This window comes from Streptomyces sp. NPDC050121, from assembly GCF_044460385.1.
In the GTDB taxonomy this organism is placed as follows: Bacteria; Actinomycetota; Actinomycetes; order Streptomycetales; family Streptomycetaceae; genus Streptomyces; species Streptomyces soliscabiei.
Genome location: NZ_JBITJV010000049.1, coordinates 12,090 through 31,329, shown reverse-complemented (window position 1 = coordinate 31,329; position 19,240 = coordinate 12,090). Strand labels below are relative to the sequence as shown.

20 protein-coding genes, 1 pseudogene and 1 riboswitch are annotated in these 19,240 nt (G+C 71.7%); of the genes and pseudogenes, 11 read left to right on the top strand and 10 right to left on the bottom strand.

The window, feature by feature from the left end; all coding sequences use genetic code 11:
* The first annotated feature begins 40 nt into the window (after window positions 1-40).
* Entirely contained in the window at window positions 41-994 is a 954-nt protein-coding gene (locus tag ACIBTS_RS42950) for an ROK family glucokinase (protein WP_399326531.1), read from the top strand.
* Between the two features lie 161 nt (window positions 995-1,155).
* Window positions 1,156-1,902, top strand: a complete 747-nt coding sequence (locus tag ACIBTS_RS42945; RefSeq protein ID WP_399326529.1) for an endonuclease/exonuclease/phosphatase family protein — start codon at window positions 1,156-1,158, stop codon at window positions 1,900-1,902.
* Window positions 1,903-2,098: 196 nt separating this feature from the next.
* Here the strand turns inward: ACIBTS_RS42945 and ACIBTS_RS42940 are convergent, their stop codons facing one another.
* Both ACIBTS_RS42940 and ACIBTS_RS42935 read right to left on the bottom strand, forming a co-directional pair.
* Window positions 2,099-2,749 (bottom strand): hypothetical protein, encoded by a 651-nt coding sequence (locus ACIBTS_RS42940; RefSeq protein WP_399326527.1) that lies wholly within the window; start codon window positions 2,747-2,749, stop codon window positions 2,099-2,101.
* Window positions 2,742-3,530 (bottom strand): alpha/beta hydrolase, encoded by a 789-nt coding sequence (locus ACIBTS_RS42935; protein ID WP_399326525.1) that lies wholly within the window; start codon window positions 3,528-3,530, stop codon window positions 2,742-2,744. Before ACIBTS_RS42935 ends, ACIBTS_RS42940 begins: the two co-directional genes overlap by 8 nt.
* Before the next feature lie 159 nt (window positions 3,531-3,689).
* Between ACIBTS_RS42935 and ACIBTS_RS42930 the strand changes: the two genes are divergently transcribed.
* The 4 genes and pseudogenes from ACIBTS_RS42930 to ACIBTS_RS42915 form a co-directional block, all read left to right on the top strand.
* The gene (locus ACIBTS_RS42930) at window positions 3,690-4,568 is read left to right on the top strand and encodes a lysophospholipid acyltransferase family protein (protein ID WP_399326569.1); all 879 of its coding nucleotides are present in this window, start codon (window positions 3,690-3,692) and stop codon (window positions 4,566-4,568) included.
* A 30-nt stretch (window positions 4,569-4,598) separates the two neighbouring features.
* Entirely contained in the window at window positions 4,599-5,831 is a 1,233-nt protein-coding gene (gene macS, locus ACIBTS_RS42925) for a MacS family sensor histidine kinase (protein WP_399326523.1), read from the top strand.
* On the top strand, window positions 5,828-6,514 hold the full coding sequence (locus ACIBTS_RS42920; protein ID WP_399326521.1) for a response regulator: 687 nt from the start codon (window positions 5,828-5,830) through the stop codon (window positions 6,512-6,514). Before macS ends, ACIBTS_RS42920 begins: the two co-directional genes overlap by 4 nt.
* Before the next feature lie 60 nt (window positions 6,515-6,574).
* A pseudogene (locus ACIBTS_RS42915) lies at window positions 6,575-7,041 on the top strand (6-phosphofructokinase); the annotation flags it as partial.
* A gap of 1 nt (window position 7,042) precedes the next feature.
* Here the strand turns inward: ACIBTS_RS42915 and ACIBTS_RS42910 are convergent.
* A complete protein-coding gene (locus ACIBTS_RS42910; protein ID WP_399326519.1) occupies window positions 7,043-8,923 on the bottom strand; it encodes an anthranilate synthase family protein in 1,881 nt (626 codons plus the stop codon).
* 101 nt (window positions 8,924-9,024) lie between these two features.
* The gene (locus tag ACIBTS_RS42905; protein ID WP_071528813.1) at window positions 9,025-9,081 is read right to left on the bottom strand and encodes a trp operon leader peptide; all 57 of its coding nucleotides are present in this window, start codon (window positions 9,079-9,081) and stop codon (window positions 9,025-9,027) included.
* A gap of 96 nt (window positions 9,082-9,177) precedes the next feature.
* Here ACIBTS_RS42905 and ACIBTS_RS42900 point away from each other — a divergent pair, with 96 nt between their 5' ends.
* Window positions 9,178-10,530 carry a class II 3-deoxy-7-phosphoheptulonate synthase gene (locus ACIBTS_RS42900; protein WP_399326517.1) on the top strand — a complete coding sequence of 451 codons (1,353 nt, stop codon included), beginning with the start codon at window positions 9,178-9,180 and terminating at the stop codon, window positions 10,528-10,530.
* A gap of 122 nt (window positions 10,531-10,652) precedes the next feature.
* On the top strand, window positions 10,653-10,892 hold the full coding sequence (locus ACIBTS_RS42895) for a bacterioferritin-associated ferredoxin (protein WP_079662885.1): 240 nt from the start codon (window positions 10,653-10,655) through the stop codon (window positions 10,890-10,892).
* A gap of 11 nt (window positions 10,893-10,903) precedes the next feature.
* Here the strand turns inward: ACIBTS_RS42895 and bfr are convergent, their stop codons facing one another.
* A complete protein-coding gene (gene bfr, locus ACIBTS_RS42890) occupies window positions 10,904-11,383 on the bottom strand; it encodes a bacterioferritin (protein ID WP_399326514.1) in 480 nt (159 codons plus the stop codon).
* Between the two features lie 185 nt (window positions 11,384-11,568).
* Between bfr and ACIBTS_RS42885 the strand changes: the two genes are divergently transcribed.
* Entirely contained in the window at window positions 11,569-12,201 is a 633-nt protein-coding gene (locus ACIBTS_RS42885) for a sulfite oxidase-like oxidoreductase (protein ID WP_099937536.1), read from the top strand.
* Between the two features lie 46 nt (window positions 12,202-12,247).
* Here ACIBTS_RS42885 and ACIBTS_RS42880 read toward each other — a convergent pair whose 3' ends face one another.
* From ACIBTS_RS42880 to thiO, 5 genes are all read right to left on the bottom strand, one after another.
* Window positions 12,248-13,162: a deoxyribonuclease IV gene (locus ACIBTS_RS42880; protein WP_399326512.1), complete on the bottom strand. Its 915-nt coding sequence runs from the start codon at window positions 13,160-13,162 to the stop codon at window positions 12,248-12,250.
* A gap of 34 nt (window positions 13,163-13,196) precedes the next feature.
* A complete protein-coding gene (pknB, locus tag ACIBTS_RS42875) occupies window positions 13,197-15,140 on the bottom strand; it encodes a Stk1 family PASTA domain-containing Ser/Thr kinase (RefSeq protein ID WP_399326509.1) in 1,944 nt (647 codons plus the stop codon).
* A 140-nt stretch (window positions 15,141-15,280) separates the two neighbouring features.
* Entirely contained in the window at window positions 15,281-16,075 is a 795-nt protein-coding gene (locus tag ACIBTS_RS42870; protein WP_399326507.1) for a thiazole synthase, read from the bottom strand.
* 5 nt (window positions 16,076-16,080) lie between these two features.
* Complete coding sequence (gene thiS, locus ACIBTS_RS42865; RefSeq protein ID WP_399326505.1) at window positions 16,081-16,281, bottom strand: sulfur carrier protein ThiS; 201 nt, start codon at window positions 16,279-16,281, stop codon at window positions 16,081-16,083.
* A complete protein-coding gene (thiO, locus tag ACIBTS_RS42860) occupies window positions 16,278-17,444 on the bottom strand; it encodes a glycine oxidase ThiO (RefSeq protein WP_399326503.1) in 1,167 nt (388 codons plus the stop codon). The genes thiS and thiO overlap by 4 nt, the downstream gene beginning before the upstream one ends.
* A riboswitch (TPP riboswitch) is annotated at window positions 17,442-17,553 on the bottom strand. (Overlaps the previous gene by 3 nt.)
* 52 nt (window positions 17,554-17,605) lie before the next feature.
* On the opposite strand from thiO, the gene ACIBTS_RS42855 reads away from it, so the two are divergent.
* Complete coding sequence (locus ACIBTS_RS42855) at window positions 17,606-17,956, top strand: hypothetical protein (protein WP_399326501.1); 351 nt, start codon at window positions 17,606-17,608, stop codon at window positions 17,954-17,956.
* A gap of 32 nt (window positions 17,957-17,988) precedes the next feature.
* Complete coding sequence (locus tag ACIBTS_RS42850; protein WP_399326499.1) at window positions 17,989-19,236, top strand: NAD(P)/FAD-dependent oxidoreductase; 1,248 nt, start codon at window positions 17,989-17,991, stop codon at window positions 19,234-19,236.
* Window positions 19,237-19,240: the final 4 nt, after the last annotated feature.

The window sequence follows — 19,240 nt, the reverse complement described above, 5'->3', positions numbered from 1 at the left end:
CGGTTGGCCGTAGCGGGGCTCGACCGAAACTGAGGGATTCATGGGACTCACCATCGGCGTCGACATCGGCGGCACGAAGATCGCGGCCGGCGTGGTCGACGAGGAAGGCAACATCCTCTCGACCCACAAGGTGCCGACCCCGGGCACGCCGGAGGGCATCGTGGACGCCATCGCCTCGGCGGTGGAGGGCGCCCGCGTCGGGCACCAGATCGTCGGCGTCGGCATCGGCGCCGCCGGTTACGTCAACCGCCAGCGCTCCGAGGTCTACTTCGCGCCCAACATCCACTGGCGCAACGAGCCGCTGAAGGCGAAGGTCGAGGCCCGCGTGGGCCTCCCCGTCGTCGTGGAGAACGACGCCAACGCCGCCGCGTGGGGCGAGTACAAGTTCGGCGCGGGCAAGGGCCACCGCAACGTCATCTGCATCACCCTCGGCACCGGCCTCGGCGGCGGCATCATCATCGGCAACAAGCTGCGCCGCGGTCACTTCGGCGTGGCCGCCGAGTTCGGCCACATCCGCATGGTGCCGGACGGCCTGCTGTGCGGCTGCGGCTCGCAGGGCTGCTGGGAGCAGTACGCCTCCGGCCGCGCCCTCGTCCGCTACGCCAAGCAGCGCGCCAACGCCACCCCGGAGAACGCCGAGCTCCTGCTCGGCCTGGGCGACGGCAGCCCCGAGGGCATCGAGGGCAAGCACATCTCCATGGCCGCCCGGCAGGGCGACCCGGTCGCGGTCGACTCCTACCGGGAGCTCGCCCGCTGGGCCGGCGCCGGCCTCGCCGACCTGGCCTCGCTCTTCGACCCGTCGGCCTTCATCGTCGGCGGCGGCCTCTCCGACGAGGGCGAACTGGTCCTCGACCCGATCCGCAAGTCGTACAAGCGCTGGCTGGTCGGCGGCAACTGGCGCCCGGTCGCCGAGGTGATCGCCGCCCAACTCGGCAACGAGGCCGGTCTGGTCGGCGCAGCGGACCTGGCGAGAGAGCCCGACCCCATCATGTGACGGCCGCCCAGGGGCGCGGGGCTGTCATGCAGGTGCGGCTCCGCCGCGGTGGGCGCGAGCGACCGCGACGAACCGGAAGCCGCGCACCGACCTCGCGCCCCTGGGGTCTGTCGTGCCGATCCGAACGGCGGGTCCCGGCCATCCGGCGTAAATTGATCACCATGACGCTGCTCCCCAACTCCCGCACCGAGCCCGACGGTTCCTCCGTCATCCGCGTCCTGAGCTACAACATCCGCTCCATGCGGGACGACACCGACGCACTCGCCCGCGTCATCACCGCCTGCGCCCCCGATCTGGTCCTCGTCCAGGAATCGCCGATCTTCTTCCGCTGGCGCAAGAAGCTGGCCCGTCTCGCCTCGGCCACCGGCCAGGTGATTCTCACCGGCGGCGGCACGGCCGCGGGCCCTGCGATCCTCTGCTCGCTCCGGGCGACCGTCGAACGCACAGAGGACGTCCTGCTGCCCCTCACCCCCGGTGAGTTCCGCCGCGGTCTCGCCACCGCCGTGGTCCGCTTCGGGGGCGCCCGCCTCGGCGTCGTCAGCTGCCACCTCAGCCTCCGCGAGGACGAGCGCTACGACCAGGGCGGCATGCTTCTCGACCGGCTCGCCGGGATGGGCGTGGAGCACGCGGTCGCGGGCGGCGACATCAACGAGAGACCCCAGGGACGCACCTTCGCCCGCCTGTCGACCGCCCTCAGGGACTGCTACCCCGCCGCACCCTGGGGCGCCGAGCACACCTTCCCGGCCACCGGGCCGACCCGCCGCATCGACGCAATCTTCGTGACGAAGGGCGTGGAGGTGCTGGGCTGCGGGGTGCCCCTCGGCCTGCCGGGCATCACCGAGAACGACGTGAGGACAGCCACGGACCACCTCCCGGTCCTCGCCGCCCTCAAAATCCCCACCACATAGCCCCCACCCCGACGCAGACACCTCGCCTCAAACCCCCGGCCTCAGACACCCCAAGCCGGCGCCCCCGCGTCGACGCCCCCGCGTCTGACCACCGGCCTCAGGCGTCCCGCCTCAGCGCCCTCGCCTCATGCGTCCCGCGTCAGGCGCCCCGCCTCAGGCGTCTCCGCGTCAGACGCCCCGCGTCGAACGAGCCGGGTCAGACGACGGCGCCCCGTCCTGGGTCGCCTTCGTCCTCGTCGTCCGTGCGCATGCGCATCACCAGGGTGGCGAAGCCGCCGAGGAAGCCGCCGATGCCGACGGTCGACAGCCACCACGTCATCTCCCAGCCCAGCAGCACCGCGACCAGCAGCAGCACGGGCCCGCCGATCACCCCGAGCCAGGCGAACTTGGCCGTGGTGTCGGCGGCGGGCAGCGGCGGTGGCTCCGGCGGGACGAAGTGACCCTCGTCGTCCTCGTCGAAGTCCTCCTCCGCAGGCTCGGGAGCCGTGTAGTCGCGCGGGCCGACACCGGGCGCGAAGGCGATCGAGCTGCCCAGCGGCTTGGCCGGTTCCTTCTCCTCGCCGGGCTCCTTCTCGGGCTCTTTGCCGGGTTCCGTCCCGGCGTCCGCGGCCGGCTCCTCGTCGTTCGTCCCGACCTCGAGGAGCGCCAGGTCCTCGATCGACTTGAACGGCTTCGCCCCCGGCGGGTCCGGCGGCTCCTCGCCGTACCCCGCGACGATCGCCGCCCACGCGGCGTCCTCGTCGAAGGGCACGCTCTGCTCCTGCGACTCGCGGCCCTCCCGGCCCTCCAGGCCGTCCCGCTCGTCCCGGTTCTCCCGGTCCTCGCGGTCGGAGTCGTGCTCAGCCACCTACGGCCGTCCCTTCCTTGCCGACACTGGGCGCGATCCGGGCGATGAACGCGTAGCTCTCCTCGAAGATCCGGTCCGCATCGAGGTCCAACGTTGCCACGTGGTAACTCTGTTCCAGCAGGATCTCGGTCACGTCCGTCGACGAGACCCGGCTGAGGATCCGGGCCGAGTCGGCCGGCGGCACGACATGGTCGCGCACGCTGTGCAGGAGCAGCAGCGGCTGGGTGACCTGCGGAAGCTCGGTGTCGACCAGACGCAGGAAGGTGCGCAGGGAGTGCGCCGAGTGCAGCGGCACCCGGTCGTAACCGGTCTCCAGGACGCCCTCCTTCGCGATGTCGCTGGTGATCCCCTTCGTCGTGCGGACGACATGGCGGGCCACCGGAAGGGCGTACGGGGACAGGCCGTGCAGCTTGTTCGACGGGTTGACGACGATGACGCCCTCGATCCCGCCCGCGCCCTCGCCGTGCTTCGCGGCCAGCCGCAGAGCCAGCGTGCCGCCCATCGACAGGCCCGCCACGAACACACGCGTGCAGCGGGCGCGCAGGGCGCGAAGCTCGCGGTCCACCTCCGCGTACCAGTCCTGCCAGCCGGTGAGCGCCATGTCCTGCCAGCGCGTGCCGTGTCCCGGCAGCAGGGGCAGCGAGACGGTCAGGCCCTGCCCGGCCAGGTGGCGGGCCCAGGGGCGCAGCGACTGCGGGGAACCGGTGAAACCGTGACAGAGGAGGACCCCGACCTCCCCGCCCTCATGGCGGTACGGCTCGGCTCCAGGAAGGACCGGCAACTTCGGTCTCCTGTTCTTCGTCTGTTCTTCGTGGGAGGGACGTGTGCTTCACCGTACGCGACCCCACTGACACCGACCAGGGTCGTCGGAGCCTTTGCCGGGACTCCGGGATAAGGTCTGATGACACACACAGGAGGCACTCGGTTGTTGTACGGCGCGATGAAGGTCGCTATCGGGGGACCGTTGAAGGTCACCTTCCGGCCCTGGGTGGAAGGCCTCGAGAACATTCCCGCCGAGGGCCCCGCGATCCTGGCGAGCAACCATCTGTCCTTCTCGGACTCGTTCTTCCTGCCCGCGGTCCTCGACCGCAAGGTCACGTTCATCGCGAAGGCCGAGTACTTCACCACGCCCGGTGTGAAGGGGCGGCTGACGGCGGCGTTCTTCAAGGGCGTCGGCCAGCTCCCGGTGGACCGCTCGGGCGCGCGCGGCGCGGGTGAGGCCGCCGTCAAGAGCGGCATCGAGGTGCTGGAGCGCGGCGAGCTGTTCGGCATCTACCCGGAGGGCACCCGCTCGCCCGACGGCCGTCTCTACCGCGGCAAGCCGGGCGGCCTCGCGCGCGTGGCGCTCGCCACCGGCGCACCCGTGATCCCGGTCGCCATGATCGACACCGAGAAGATCCAGCCCCCGGGGAAGGTCCTGCCGAAGGTCATGCGGCCCGGCATCCGCATCGGCAGGCCGCTGGACTTCAGCCGCTACCAGGGCATGGACCACGACCGCTTCGTGCTGCGCGCGCTGACCGACGAGGTCATGTACGAGATCATGAAGCTCTCCGGCCAGGAGTACGTCGACATGTACGCGACCGCGGCGAAGCGCCGGATAGCGGATGCGGCGAAGGCCGACAAGGAAGCGGAGAAGGCCGCGAAGGCGGCCCTCGCCCAGGCCGAGAAGGAACAGGCCGCGAAGGAACAGGCCGAGTTGGAACGGGCCGAGGAAGAGCAGGCCGAGTTGGAACGGGCCGAGGAAGAGCAGGCCGAGGACGAGTCGGCCGACGAAGAGCAGGCAGAGGAAGAGCGGGCCGAGAAGGAACAAGAGCGGTAGTCGGCGCTCCGGGGGCGGGGGACTGGACGGATGGCCAGGCGCGAAAAAGTCATGAGGATGTCGGTCGAGCTGCCGCTGTGGCGTGCGCTCACCGCCTACCGGGTGCTGACGATGCTGTACGCGGTCGGCCTGTTCGCCACCGCCTACGACGACTACGACCGGCCCGGCATCGCCATCGCCTACTACGTCGTCCTGCTCGGGTGGACGCTCGCCACGCTGCCCCGGGTGCAGAACGCGGCGGCCTGCACCAAGCGTTTCCTCACCCTCGACCTCGCCGTCGCGCTCATCGGGATCGTCCTGACCCCGCTGGTCGTCAACGACCAGCACATCCAGGACGGCGGCCCCACCCTGCCGTCGATATGGACGGCGGGGTCGGTCCTGGCGTTCGCCATCAAGGGCGGCTGGCGCTGGGCCGCGTTCGCCTCCACGCCCGTCGCCGCCGCCAACCTGATCGAGCGCGGTCACCCGGCCCGCGACACCGTCCACAACGTGATCCTCGTCTGGGTGGCCTCCATCGCCATCGGCTACGTCGTCGAGGTCGCCCGCGCCTCCGAGCGCACCCTCGCCCGCGCCCTGGAGATCGAGGCCGCCACGCGGGAACGCGAGCGGCTCGCCCGGGACATCCACGACGGCGTGCTCCAGGTGCTGGCGATGGTGCAGCGGCGCGGCGCGGTCCTGGGAGGTGAGGCGGCCGAGCTGGGCCGGATGGCCGGCGAGCAGGAGGTCGCGCTGCGCACGCTGGTCTCCGGCGGCCTTGTGCCGGTCTCCAGGGTGTCGGAGGACGAGGCCGAGGGGGCCGTCGTCCGCGTGGTGGACGAGGACACCGACGACGACGCGGGCGCGCCCGTCGACCTGCGCGCACTGCTCGCCCCCTTCGCCGCCGCCCGCGTCAACCTCGCCGAGCCCGGCGCGCCGGTGCTGCTGCCCGCGCCGGCCGCACGGGAGCTGGCCGCCGCCGTGAGGGCCGCCCTGGACAACGTCCGCCGGCACGCGGGGGAGGACGCCCGGGCCTGGATCCTGGTCGAGGACGAGCCGGACGAGGTGATCGTCACCGTGCGGGACGACGGGCCCGGCATCCCGGAGGGGCGGCTCGCGCAGGCCGAGGGCGAGGGGCGGCTCGGGGTCGCCCAGTCGATCCGCGGCCGGCTGCGCGACCTCGGCGGCAGCGCCGAGCTGATCTCGACACCGGGGCAGGGCACGGAGGTCGAGCTGACGGTGCCGAAGGAAACGAACGTGAAGCGGGGGAAGGCGGGACGGCGATGAGTGAGGACAAGCGCGCAGAACAGGGCCTGATCAAGGTCATGGTGGTCGACGACCACCCCATGTGGCGCGACGCGGTCGCCCGGGACCTGGCCGAGTCCGGCTTCGACGTGGTCGCCACCGCCGGCGACGGCGAGCAGGCCGTGCGCCGGGCCAGGGCCGCCATGCCCGACGTGCTGGTGCTGGACCTGAACCTGCCCGCGAAGCCGGGCGTCCAGGTGTGCAAGGAGGTCGTCGCCGCCAACCCGGCCCTGCGGGTCCTGGTGCTGTCGGCGAGCGGCGAGCACGCCGACGTGCTGGAGGCGGTGAAGTCCGGCGCGACCGGCTACCTGCTGAAGTCGGCGTCCACGGAGGAACTGCTGGACGCGGTGCGCCGTACGGCCGTCGGCGACCCCGTCTTCACGCCGGGTCTGGCCGGACTGGTCCTCGGCGAGTACCGTCGGCTGGCCTGCGACCCCGGCCCCGCCGCCGGTGACGAACCCGACGCGCCCCGCCTCACCGACCGCGAGACCGAGGTGCTGCGCCTGGTCGCCAAGGGCCTGAGCTACAAGCAGATCGCCGAACGTCTCGTCATCTCCCACCGCACGGTCCAGAACCACGTCCAGAACACCCTCGGCAAGCTGCAGCTGCACAACCGGGTGGAACTGGTTCGGTACGCCCTTGAGCGCGGTCTCGACGACGAGTGAGGGGCGCGCGACACCGACTCCTCGTCAGGCGGTCATGGCTCACGGTCATGACTCACGGCGAAGGGATTCGTCCGCAAGGGCGTGCAGAGCTACGGCCATGAGTCCATCGGCTTCCAGGACGGCTGGCGGGGCCTCCTCGGCGGGAGGACGGTGCCCCTCGGCTTCCCGCCGTGCGTGGGCGCCCTCGTCACCATCGGCGGCGAGGACACCCTCGGCGTCGCCGCCCGCCTCTGCGACGAGTTCGCGGTGCCCTGCGTCGGCGTCCCGAAGACCATCGACGATGACCTGTCGGCCACCGACTTCACCTTCGGCTTCGACACCGCCGTCGGTATCGCGACACTGCCTGAACGGCGTGGGGGACCCCCATCGGCCTGCACGCCGTCGACGCCGTCCACGAGGGCGACTTCGGCAAGATGGTCGCCCTGCGCGGCACGGACATCGTCCGCGTACCGATCGCGGAGGCGACGGCCAGACTGAAGACCGTCGACCCGAAGCTGTACGCGGAAGTGGGCGTGTTCTTCGGCTGACCTACCGGGCGCGCAGGTGTGTCGCGCGCACCTGCGCCACCAACTCCCGTACGACGGACGCCCCGTTCAGCGTCAGCACCGACTCCGGATGGAACTGCACGCCCGCGAACCCGGGCCCGCGCATCGCGTGCACCTCGCCGTTCGCGGCCCGGCTCACCTCCACGCCGTGCGCGGCCAGCTCCCGCCGCGCGTCGTCGTCGCACCGCGCCACGAAGCTGTTGTAGAACCCGACGGTCTCCGCCCGCCCGAACAGGTCCACGACGGTCTGCGCCCCCTGATACGGCACCTCCTTCCGTACGATGTCCAGGCCCAGCTCCGCCGCGATCAGCTCGTGCCCGAGGCAGACCCCGAGGACACCGTCCCGGTGTTCCCGCAGGACGTGGGCCGTCAGCTCCCGCAGGAACCGCATCTTCGGGTCGGCCAGGTCGCACGGGTCGCCGGGACCGGGGCCCAGTACGAGCGGCCCCTCGTGCGCGAGCACCGCCTCCCGCAGCCCGGGCTCGTCGTATCGCCGCACGCTCACGTCGAGGCCGCTCGACCGCAGTACGTGCGCGAGCATCGCGGTGAAGGTGTCCTCGCCGTCGACGACGAGCGCGTGCCCGGACAGTTCCTCGGTCCGCTCCTGCATCCGCAGCCAGAACGGCGCCAGCGAGGCCCGGCGCCCGTCCAGCGCGGCCCGCACCCGGGGGTCGTCGGCCAGCGGGGGGCGGGTGTGCTCCGCCCGGGGCCTGCCCGGCCGTACGCCGAGCGCGGCCAGGACGCCCGCCGCCTTCGCGTGTGTCTCGGCGACCTCGCCCGCCGGGTCGGAGCCCCGCACCAGCGTGGCCCCGACCGGCACCCGCAGCCGTCCGGCCGCGTCGATGTCGGCGGTCCGGATGAGGATGGGGGAGTCGAGGGTCTGGGCCCCGCCGGCGTCCCGGCCGAGCAGCGCCAGCGCACCCGCGTAGTAGCCCCGGGCGACGCCGTCCCGCCCGAGGGGCTCGTGGCGCTCGATGACCCGGCAGGCGTTCTGCACCGGGGAGCCGGTGACGGTCGCCGCGAACATGGTCTCCTTCAGGACCTCCCGCACATCCAGGGAGGACTTCCCGCGCAGCTCGTACTCGGTGTGTGCGAGATGCGCCATCTCCTTCAACCGGGGCCCGATCACCACCCCGCCCATGTCCCCGACGGTGCACATCATCTTGAGCTCCTCGTCGACGACCATCGACAGCTCCTCGATCTCCTTGCCGTCGGCGAGGAAGCCGAGCAGCTGCTCGGGGGTGGGCCCCTCGGCCGGATACCGGTACGTCCCGCTGATCGGGTTCATGACGACCGTGCCGCCCGACATCCGGACATGCACCTCGGGGCTGGCCCCGACGAGCGTGCGGTCCCCGGTGTGCACGACGAACGTCCAGTACGCGCCCCGCTCGCCCTGCAGCAGCCGGCGGAACAGCGCGAGCGCGTCGGCCCGGCCGAACCCCTCGATCGCGCCCTCGTACGTCCGCCGGATCACGAAGTTCGCGCCCTCGCCCCGCCCGATCTCGTCCCGCAGGACCCGCCCGACGATCTCCGCGTACTCCTCGTCGGCCACGTCGAAGCCGCCGTCCCGTACGTCGACGTCGTGAGCGGGGAGCTGGGCGAGAGCCTCGGCGAGCGGGAACTCGTGCGACTCCTCGGGGGTGAGGAACGCCAGCGGGGTGCCGTCGTCGCGGACGTCGAAGCCGCGCTCGCGGATCTGCCGGAACGGGATGAGCGCCAGGCCCTCGTCGGGGAGGTCGGCGAGCCGGTCGTGGGTGGAGACCGGGCCGAGGAACACCTCGACGGTGTTCTCGTCGCGCCCGGGGGTGCGGCGGCGCAGCAGGGCGAACGGGCGGGGATCGTCGAGCAGGTCGAGCAGCTGCATGGGTCCGTTTCCTTCTCGCTGTGAGGTGGAGAGGAACGGACCCCGACAAACGCCGAAGGCCGCCCCTCGGGCGGCCTTCGCGAAGTGTTGCGTACGCGCAGTCAGTGGGCCGCCGGATGAGCGGTCCACCACCAGTTCTGGGTCGAATGCGCGAACATGCGACGCACCCTACCCCATGCGCAGGTGAGCAGGAGCGTGTCTCACCTGTCGAGCCGGGCGAAAACGACTCGACACGACCCCGTAATGTGGAGGTCGTGACCGTGAACGCTAAGACCAGCGCGAGCGCTGGCAACACCTGGCGAGACCTGCCCGCGGCGCAGCAGCCCGAGTACCCCGACACCGAGGCTCTGCGCGCAGTCGTTGCGGAGCTTCAGTCGTATCCGCCGCTCGTCTTCGCGGGCGAGTGCGACCAGCTGCGCGCCCGGATGGCGGCCGTCGCCAAGGGAGAGGCGTTCCTCCTCCAGGGCGGCGACTGCGCGGAGGCCTTCGACGCGGTGTCCGCCGACCACATCCGCAACAAGCTGAAGACGCTGCTGCAGATGGGCGCGGTGCTGACGTACGCGGCGTCGGTGCCGGTGGTCAAGGTCGGCCGGATCGCCGGCCAGTACTCCAAGCCGCGCTCCAAGGGCACCGAGACCCGTGACGGGGTGACGCTGCCGACGTACCGGGGCGACTCGGTCAACGGCTTCGACTTCAACGAGGCGGCCCGCATCCCGGACCCCGAGCGTCTGAAGCGGATGTACAACGCGTCCGCCTCCACGCTCAACCTGGTTCGTGCCTTCGCCACCGGCGGCTATGCCGATCTGCGTCAGGTGCACGCCTGGAACCAGGACTTCGTGAAGTCGTCCCCGTCCGGGCAGCGCTACGAGCAGCTCGCCCGCGAGATCGACCAGGCGCTGAACTTCATGCACGCCTGCGGGGTCGACCCGGAGGAGTTCAAGACGGTCGAGTTCTACTCCTCGCACGAGGCGCTGCTGCTGGACTACGAGTCCGCGCTGACCCGTGTCGACTCGCGCACCGGCCGGCTGTACGACGTCTCGGCGCACATGGTGTGGATCGGTGAGCGCACCCGGCAGCTGGACCACGCGCACATCGAGTTCGCGTCGAGGATCCGCAACCCGATCGGCATCAAGCTCGGCCCGACGACGACGGCCGAGGAGGCGCTGCAGTACATCGAGCGTCTCGACCCCGACCGGGAGCCGGGCCGGCTGACGTTCATCGTCCGCATGGGCGCCGACAAGGTCCGCGACAAGCTGCCCGAGCTGGTCGAGAAGGTCACGGCGTCGGGTGCGACGGTGGCGTGGGTGACCGACCCGATGCACGGCAACACCTTCGAGGCGGCCTCCGGTCACAAGACCCGGCGGTTCGACGACGTGCTCGACGAGGTCAAGGGCTTCTTCGAGGTCCACAAGGGCCTCGGCACCCACCCGGGCGGCATCCATGTGGAGCTGACGGGTGACGACGTCACCGAGTGCGTGGGCGGCGGCGACGAGATCTTCGTCGACGACCTCCACCAGCGCTACGAGACGGCCTGCGACCCCCGCCTGAACCGCAGCCAGTCCCTCGACCTGGCGTTCCTCGTCGCGGAGATGTACCGGGACCAGTAGTCGTCGGTCATGGCAATGGGGCGCGGATCACATACGATCCGCGCCCCACTCCACTTTTGCGGTCTCTGAGCGCCGGGTAAGGTTAGGTTAGCCTTATCGATCTCGGCGGGAGGTGAATCCGCGTGTACGTCTGCAGCTGCTTCGGAGTGACTGAAGCGCAGGTCCAGCAGCATGTGGACGGCGGTGCCTGCACGCCCCGCCAGATCGCCTCCGCCTGCAAGGCGGGGACCGACTGCGGCTCCTGCGTCCGCCGGATCCAGGCGATCCTCGGCCGGGGCGCCTGCTCGCGCCGGGACCTCACCGTCGCCGACCGCGGTGAACCGGCCCTCGCCGAGCTCCCCGACCTCAGGGAAGCGGCCTAGCCCTCGAGGGGCTAGCTCTCCGGCTGTTCGATCAGCTGCGCGATGTAGAGGGCGTCACCGAGCTTGTCCACCAGCTCCAGCTGGGTGTCGAGATAGTCGATGTGGTGCTCCTCGTCCTCGAGGATCGACTCGAAGATGTTCGCGGAGGTGATGTCGCCCTTTTCGCGCATCACCTTGATGCCGCGCTTCAGGCGGTCGATCGCCTCGACCTCGATCTGCCGGTCGGCCTCGAACATCTCCTTGACCGTCTGGCCCACGCGCACATGGAACAGCCGCTGGTAGTTCGGCAGCCCCTCCAGGAACAGGATCCGGTCGGTCAGTACCTCCGCGTGCTTCATCTCGTCGAAGGACTCGTGCCGCGTGTACTTCGCGAGCTTCGTCCAGCCGAGGTTCTCCTGCATCTTGGCGTGGAGGAAGTACTGGTTGATCGCGGTGAGCTCGCCGGTGAGCTGCTCGTTGAGGAACTCGATGACCTCGGGGTCGCCCTGCATCGCAGAGGCTCCTTCCACGTGGGGGATCGGGGAGGTTGCCGCCGCATGATTTCACCGGTGCCGAAGATCGTCCAGTAAGTGCGTACTTAGTAAGTTAGTGCATGCTTGGTAGCAGTTGCCCGATTCGGGATATGGGTGGTCATGGCTGGTCATGTGCACCGTCCGGGGTCTGTCAGGATGGAGTCATGGGTCATCCGGTGGAGCGCGCGTCTGGAGGAGAAGCGGTGTCCGAGCTTCCGCCGGGACAGCGACTGCAGCGGGGCTGGCCCGTCACGCACTACGGTCCGGTGCCCAGGTTCCGGCCCGAGCGCTGGGAGTTCAGGGTCTTCGGCGCCACCGCCGACGGTGAGAAGCGTTGCTGGAACCACGAGGAGTTCACGGCCCTTCCGTACGCGTCCGTCCTGGCCGATCTGCACTGCGTGACGAAGTTCAGCATGCTCGGCGCCGAGTGGGGCGGGATCCCGGCCCGGACCATCCTGGAGCTCGCGCCGCCCGCGCCGAGCGTCACCCATGTGATGGTGTGGGCCGAGTACGGGTTCAGCTCCAATCTGCGGCTGGCCGACTTCGCCGCCGAGCGCACGATCTTCGCCACCCACAAGGACGGCGAGCTGCTCACCGCCGAACACGGCTTCCCGCTCCGCCTGGTCGTCCCGCACCTCTACGCCTGGAAGGGCCCCAAGTGGGTCCGCGGCGTCGAGTACATGACCGCGGACCGCCGCGGCTTCTGGGAGGAACGCGGCTACCACAACATCGGCGACCCCTGGAAGGAACAGCGCTACTCCTACCAGGAGGGCCCGGGGGACGGGCCCGAGCTCTGACCCACGGGGGTCTTGGCGACGGGTGCGAGAACGAGGACCGACCGCCTCAGCCGTCGCGCAGTTTCTTCAGCCGCTCCACGTCCGCCGCGTGTCCCTCCTTGCCGCCGGGGGTCTCGATGATCAGGGGGACGCCCACGGTCGCGGGGTGGGTCATCAGCGCCCGGAACGGGTCCTCGCCGATGTGACCTGCGCCGATGTTCTCGTGCCGGTCCTTGTGGGCGCCGACGACGTCCTTGGAGTCGTTGGCGTGGATCAGCTTCAGCCGGCCCTCGCCGACGGTGTCCACCAGCAGGTCCAGGGTCTGGTGCATGCCGGCCGGGCCGGTCAGGTCGTGCCCGGCCGCGAAGATGTGGCAGGTGTCGAGGCAGACGCCCAGCTTGGGATGGGCGTCCAGCGCCTCGAAGTACGGCCCGAAGTCCCAGGTCCGGGAGCAGAGCGAGGCGCCCTGGCCGGCGGTGGACTCCAGCAGCAGGAACGGGTCGTCGTCGTGGGTCAGCTCGTCCAGCAGCGGCAGCAGGCGCTCGCGGACCTGCTTCAGCGCCACGGACCGGTCCCGGCCGCCCGTCGCGCTCCCCGTGTGCACGACCACGCCCAAGGCGCCGATCTCCCGCCCGCGGCGCAGCGAGTGCCGCAGCGACTCCACCGACTTCTCCACCGTCGCCTCGGTGTGCGAGCCGAAGTTGATCAGGTAGGGCGCGTGCACGTACGCCGGGACCGACTCCGCCGCGCACACCTCCCGGAAGGCCTCGTCCTGCCGCGGGTTCCCGACCGGCGTGGCCCAGCCGCGCGGGTTGGCGACGAACACCTGGACCGTCTCGGCCCTGAGGTCATGGGCGTACGACATGCCCACGTCGTGCAGCCCGCCGGCCACGGGGACATGACCGCCGACGGGGTTGCGGAAGGCGAAAGGGGACGCGGAGGAGGTGGCGGCGGGGGAGGGGCAGGGGGCTTCAGGACTCACCCGTTCAGGGTGTCATGCCCGGCCGCCCCGCCGGTCAGCGGATGGTGATCGTGATCGTCGACCCCTTGGGCGCGGTGTCGCCCGCGTCCACGGACTGCTTCTTCACAGTGTCGCCGAACAGCCCCAGCAGCCCACGGTCCTCCTCGACCTTGAACCCGGACTGTTCGAGGAGCGACTTCGCGTCGCCGACGCTCGCCCCCACCACGTCCGGGACCTCGACCATCTCCGGCCCCTTGGACAGCGTCAGCGTCACCGTGTCGCCGGCGGCGGCCTTGCCGTCCGCCGCCGGGGACTGCGCCGCGACCTGCCCCTTGTCGAACTCGGAGTTGACCTCGCCGGCGGAGACCTTCACCTTCAGGCCGGCCCCCTCCAGCTCCGCCCTGGCGTCCTCGAGGTCCTCGCCGGTGACGTCCGGGACGTCGATCGGGCTGCCCTTGCTGACGACGAGGGACACGGCGGTGCCCGCGCGGCGCTTCACCCCCGCCTGCGGGTTCGTGCTGATCACGAAGCCCTTGATGACGTCCTTGCTGAACTCCTGGGTGACCAGACCCGGCTCCAGGCCGTCCGTCTTCAGCAGCTGCTCGGCCTTGTCCAGCCGGGAGCCCTGCACGTCCGGCACCTTCACCATCTCGGGGCCGTCGGAGACGGTGAGCGTCACGGAGTCGTGCTTGCGGATGCGGGCGCCCGGCTCGGGGTCGGTGTCCATGACGGTGCCGCGCCTGACGGTGTCGCTGTACTCGTGCCGGACCTTGCCGACCTCGATCCCGGCCGCCTCCAGCCGCTTCCTGGCCTCGGCCTCCTTCTGCGTCAGCACCGCCGGCACCCTGGTGAACTGCCCGGAGTTGATGTACCAGACGCCCGCGCCCACGCCGAACACCAGCAGGGCCACGGTGACGAGCGCGAGCACCCCGCGCCGGGGCCGCCGCACGGAACGGCGCCGGGGCGGCAAGGGCGGCGGACTCTGGAACCGGGAGGTCCGGTTCAGGGCGGCCTCGTCGGCGGCGGTGTCGTCCTCGTTGACGGGCAGCGGCCGTGGCACTGTCAGCGAGCGCGGGATGACGCTCGTCCGGTCCTCGGCGATGTCGTGCCCGGCGGAGACGGCCTGCGGCGGCAGCGCGTCCAGCTGGTCCTCGGTGAGCGGGGCGCGCGCCTGTCGCACCTGCGCGAGCAGCGCGACGGCGTCGTGTGGCCGGACGTCGGGTGTGCGGGCGGTGGCCGAGGCGACCAGCTCGTCCAGCTCGAACGGCAGCCCGGGGACGAGGGCCGACGGCGGCGGAACGTCCTCGTGGAGGTGCTTGTAGAGCACGATCGCCGGGGAGTCCCCGTCGTGCGGCTTCTCACCGGTGAGCATCTCGTAGAGCACGACCCCGCACGCGTACACGTCGACGCGGGGATCGGCGGCGCCGGGCTGCTCGATCTGCTCGGGAGCGAGATAGGCGACGGTCCCGAGGACGGCCCCGGTGGTGCTGGTCACGGTGTCCACGGACCGCACCAGCCCGAAGTCGGCGACCTTGACCCGCCCGTCATCCCCTATGAGCACGTTCTCGGGCTTCATGTCCCGGTGCACGAACCCGGCCCGGTGCGCGGCGCCGAGCGCGGCGAGCACCGGCTCCAGGATGTCCAGCGCGGCCCGCGGCTGCAGCGCCCCGCGCTCACGCAGCACGTCACGCAGCGTGCAGCCGGCGATGTACTCCATGGCGAGATAGACATACGACGCGTCCGCACCCTGGTCGAACACCTGAACGACATTCGGGTGGGCGAGCCGCGCGACGGACTTCGCCTCCCGGATGAACCGCTCGACGAACACCTCGTCGGCGGCGAGCGCCGGGTGCATCACCTTGAGCGCGAGCACGCGGTCCAGGCGGGTGTCCACGGCCCGGTAGACCGTGGCCATCCCGCCGACCGCGATCCGCGCCTCGACGCGATACCGGCCGTCGAGCACCTGCCCGACCAGAGGGTCCTGAAGGGTCGTGTCCACGCAGGCGAGTGTACGAGCCACGACCGACACCACCGCATCCTCCGGCCCGATCACCCCTGACTGCAGCCGACCTGTAACGCGATCGAGGAGAGGCCGGGGGGAGCGGGGCGGTGGAGAGGCCGGGGGGAGCGGGGCGGTGGTCAGAAGGCGGGACGCTCGGGGTCCAGCGCCGCCCGGCCCGCGGTGGGGGACGACGCCTCGGCGAAGTAGCGGCGGGGGATCCGGCCCGCCAGGTGGGCCAGCCGTCCCGCCTCGACGCCGGCCCGCATCGCCGACGCCATCCGCTCGGGATCCCTCGCCCGCGTCACCGCCGACGCCAGCATCACCCCCGCGCACCCCAACTCCATCGCCAACGCCACATCCGACGCCGTACCGGCCCCCGCGTCCAGAATCACCGGCACACGCGCGTGCTCGACGATCAGCTGGAAGTTGTGCGGGTTGCGGATGCCGAGCCCGGAGCCGATCGGCGAGCCCAGCGGCATCACCGCGGCACACCCCGCATCCTCCAGCTTCCGTGCCAGCACCGGATCGTCGTTCGTGTACGGCAGCACCGTGAACCCGTCGTCCACCAGCGTCTCCGCCGCCTCCAGCAACTCGACCGGATCCGGCAGCAGCGTCCGCTCGTCGGCGATGACCTCCAGTTTGATCAGATCGGTACCCAGCGCCTCCCGCGCCAGCCGCGCCGTCAGCACCGCCTCCCCGGCCGTGTAACACCCCGCGGTGTTCGGCAGCACCCGGATGCCGAGCCGCTCGAGCACCGACAGCACGGAGCCGTGCACGGAGGGATCGACGCGCCGCATCGCGACCGTCGTCAGCTCGGTCCCGGAGGCGACCAGCGCCCGCTCCAGCACCTCCAGGCTGGGTGCACCCCCCGTACCCATGATCAGCCGGGACGAGAAGGACGTACCCCCGAGGACGAAGGAATCGTCGGCCATGGCGCTCAGCCTCCCTGTACGGCGGTCAGGACTTCCACCCGGTCGCCCTCGCTGAGCGCCGTCGCCGACCACCGCGCGCGGGGGACGACCGTCTCGTTGAGCGCGGCGGCCACCCCGGAGGGCGCCGGCGTCAGGGACCGTACGACGCTGTCGAGAGCCGTGCCGGGAGCGACCTTTTGCCGCTCGCCGTTCACCGAGATGTTCATGCGGGCTGCTCCGAGAGTGCGGCGGCGCCGAAACGCCGGGGTGTGAAGGGACGGGCCTCGTCCGGGAGCTCCCCGGTGGCCAGGACATGCGCCATCGCGTCACCGGTCACCGGCGTCAGCAGCACCCCGTTGCGGTAGTGCCCGGTGGCCAGCAGCAGCCCGTCCAGGCCGGTCGGCCCGAGCAGCGGCGCGTTGTCCGGGGAGCCGGGGCGCAGCCCCGCGCGCGTCTCGGTCAGCGGCAGCTCGGTGATCCCCGGCACCAGTTCATGGGCGTCGCGCAGCAGCTCGTACACGCCCCCTGCCGTCACCGTCGTGTCCCAGCCCAGTTCCTCGCTGGTCGCGCCCACGACCAGCTCGCCGTTCTCCCGGGGCACCAGATAGACCTGGCTGCCGCGCACCACGGCCCGCACCGTCCGGCTCAGGAACGGCGCGTACCGCCGTGGCACGGTCAGCCGCAGGACCTGCCCCTTCACCGGCCGCACCGGCGGCAGCACGTCCTGCGGGACCCCGGCCAGCCGCCCGCTCAGACTGCCGCCGGCGAGCACCACCTGTCCCGCCCCCAGCGCCGTCCCGTCCCGGGTGACGACCCCCGCGGCCCGCCCGCCCACCACGGACAGCCGCTCGGCCCACGCCCGCCGGAACACCACGCCCGCCCGCTCGCACGCGGTCACCAGCGCCGCGGCCAGCCGCCGCGGATCGACCTGGTGGTCGCCGTCCACCCGCAGCCCGCCGCGAACTCCCGGCGCGAGCATCGGCTCAAGACGGCGGCACTCACGCCCCGACAGCCACTCCGACGCCAGCCCCGACTGCCGCTGCAGGGCGTGCAGCTCGCGCAGATGGGCGCGGTCGTCGGCGTCCAGCGCGACCGCGAGCGTGCCGCACCGCCGGTAGCCGAGGTCGTGGCCGGTCAGCTCCGTCAGCTCCGCCGCGAAGTCCGGATAGCGGCGCGCGGAGGCGAGATTCAGGCCGAGCAGGGTCTGCTCGCCGTGGTGCAGTTCCGTGACGGCGGCCAGCATCCCGGCCGCCACCTGGGCGGCCCCGCCGCCCGGTTCCGGGTCGACCACCGCCGTGGCGAGGCCGCGCTGCGCGGCCCGCCAGGCCGTGACCAGCCCGATGATCCCGCCCCCGATGACGAGGACGTCTGACGTACGTGGAGACGACATGGGCGTCCAGCCCCTCCCTTCGCCGGCATGACCCGGATCAGGTTCGTACGGTCGGAGGCCGCCAGCCTCCCTCTCAGCCCGGTGCGTCCGGGCTCCCGCGAGTGCTCTACGTTGGCCACCCTAGCCCGATGCCGTATGTCTCAGTAAGGGAGCCTCCGCCCGTGCCCCGTTCGCTCGACGGTCTCGTCCTCGCCCCCGTCGCCGACCAGGCCCCGGGCCAGGTCGGCACCCGCACCCGCTTCGCCTACCGCGAGCAGGACGGCGTGATCTGGGCGGACTACGCGGGCGGCGACGTCGTACGCGGCCATCTGGTGGGTACCCGGCAGGGGGACCGGCTCGACTTCCGCTACGTCCAGCTCAAGCAGGACGCGACGACGTCCTCGGGGCACTGCGTGTCGACGGTCGTGGAGCTGCCCGACGGGCGGGTCCGCCTGGAGGAGACCTGGGAGTGGGAGTCGCAGACGGGCAGCGGCACCAGCGTTGTGGAGCAGGTCACGGAACACGACGGCTGACTGACGAATAGTCAGTTGTCTAAGGTGATCAGGTGAGTGAGCGCAGGCAGGAAGAAGGCGGCCCGGCCGGGCGGCGCGTGGTGGTCGTCGGCGCGGGCATGGCCGGGGTGCAGACCGCGGTCGCGCTGCGCGAACAGGGCTTCGACGGCACGGTGACGCTGATCGGCGCCGAACCCCACCAGCCCTACGACCGGCCACCGCTGTCCAAAGCCGTCCTGCTCGGCAAGTCCGAGGGCTCCGCCTTCGACGTCGACTTCGACGGCCTCGGCATCGAACTGGTCCTGGGCCGCGAGGTCCTCGGCCTGCGCCCCGCCGACCACGAGCTGGACACCGAGGCCGGGCCCGTCCCGTACGACGTCCTCGTCCTCGCCACCGGCGCCGAACCGATCCGGCTGCCCGGCGCCGAGGGCGTGCCCGGCGTGCACCTGCTGCGCACCCTGGACGACGCCGAACGGCTGCGGCCCGTGCTCGCCCGGCAGCACGACGTCGTGGTCGTCGGCGCGGGCTGGATCGGCGCGGAGTTCGCCACGGCCGCACGCGAGGCCGGCTGCGCGGTCACCGTCGTGGAGGCCGCCGACCGGCCGCTGGCCGGGGCGCTGCCCGCCGAGGTGGCCGCCCCGATGGCCGCCTGGTACGCCGACAGCGGTACGGCCCTGCGCACCCACGCGCGCGTGGAGCGCGTCGAGCCCGGAGCGGTCGTCCTCGACGACGGCTCGCGGCTGCCCGCCGACGCCGTCGTGGTCGGCATCGGCGCCCGCCCCGCCACCGCCTGGCTGGCCGGCTCCGGCATCGAGCTCGGCGCGCACCGCGAGGTCGTGGCCGACGCCTGTCTGCGCACCTCCCTGCCGGACGTGTACGCGGTCGGCGACTGCGCCTCCTTCCCTTCGGGCCGGTACGGCGAGCGGCTCCTCGTCCACCACTGGGACAACGCCCTCCAGGGGCCGCGCACGGTCGCGGCGAACATCCTCGGCGAGGTCACCGGCGAGCCCCCGGCCGTCTACGACCCGGTGCCGTACTTCTGGTCCGAGCAGTTCGGCCGCTTCGTCCAGTACGCGGGCCATCACACCGGCGCCGACCGCACCCTGTGGCGCGGCGATCCGTCGGGACCGGCCTGGACGGTGTGCTGGCTGCGCGAGGACCGTCTGGTCGCCCTGCTGGCCGTGGGGCGCCCCCGTGACCTCGCCCAGGGCAGACGGCTGATCGAGGCCGCCACACCCATGAACCCACGGCTTCTGGCGGACCCGGCACGCCCGCTGAAGGCGGCGACGGCCTCCGCGTGAGCAC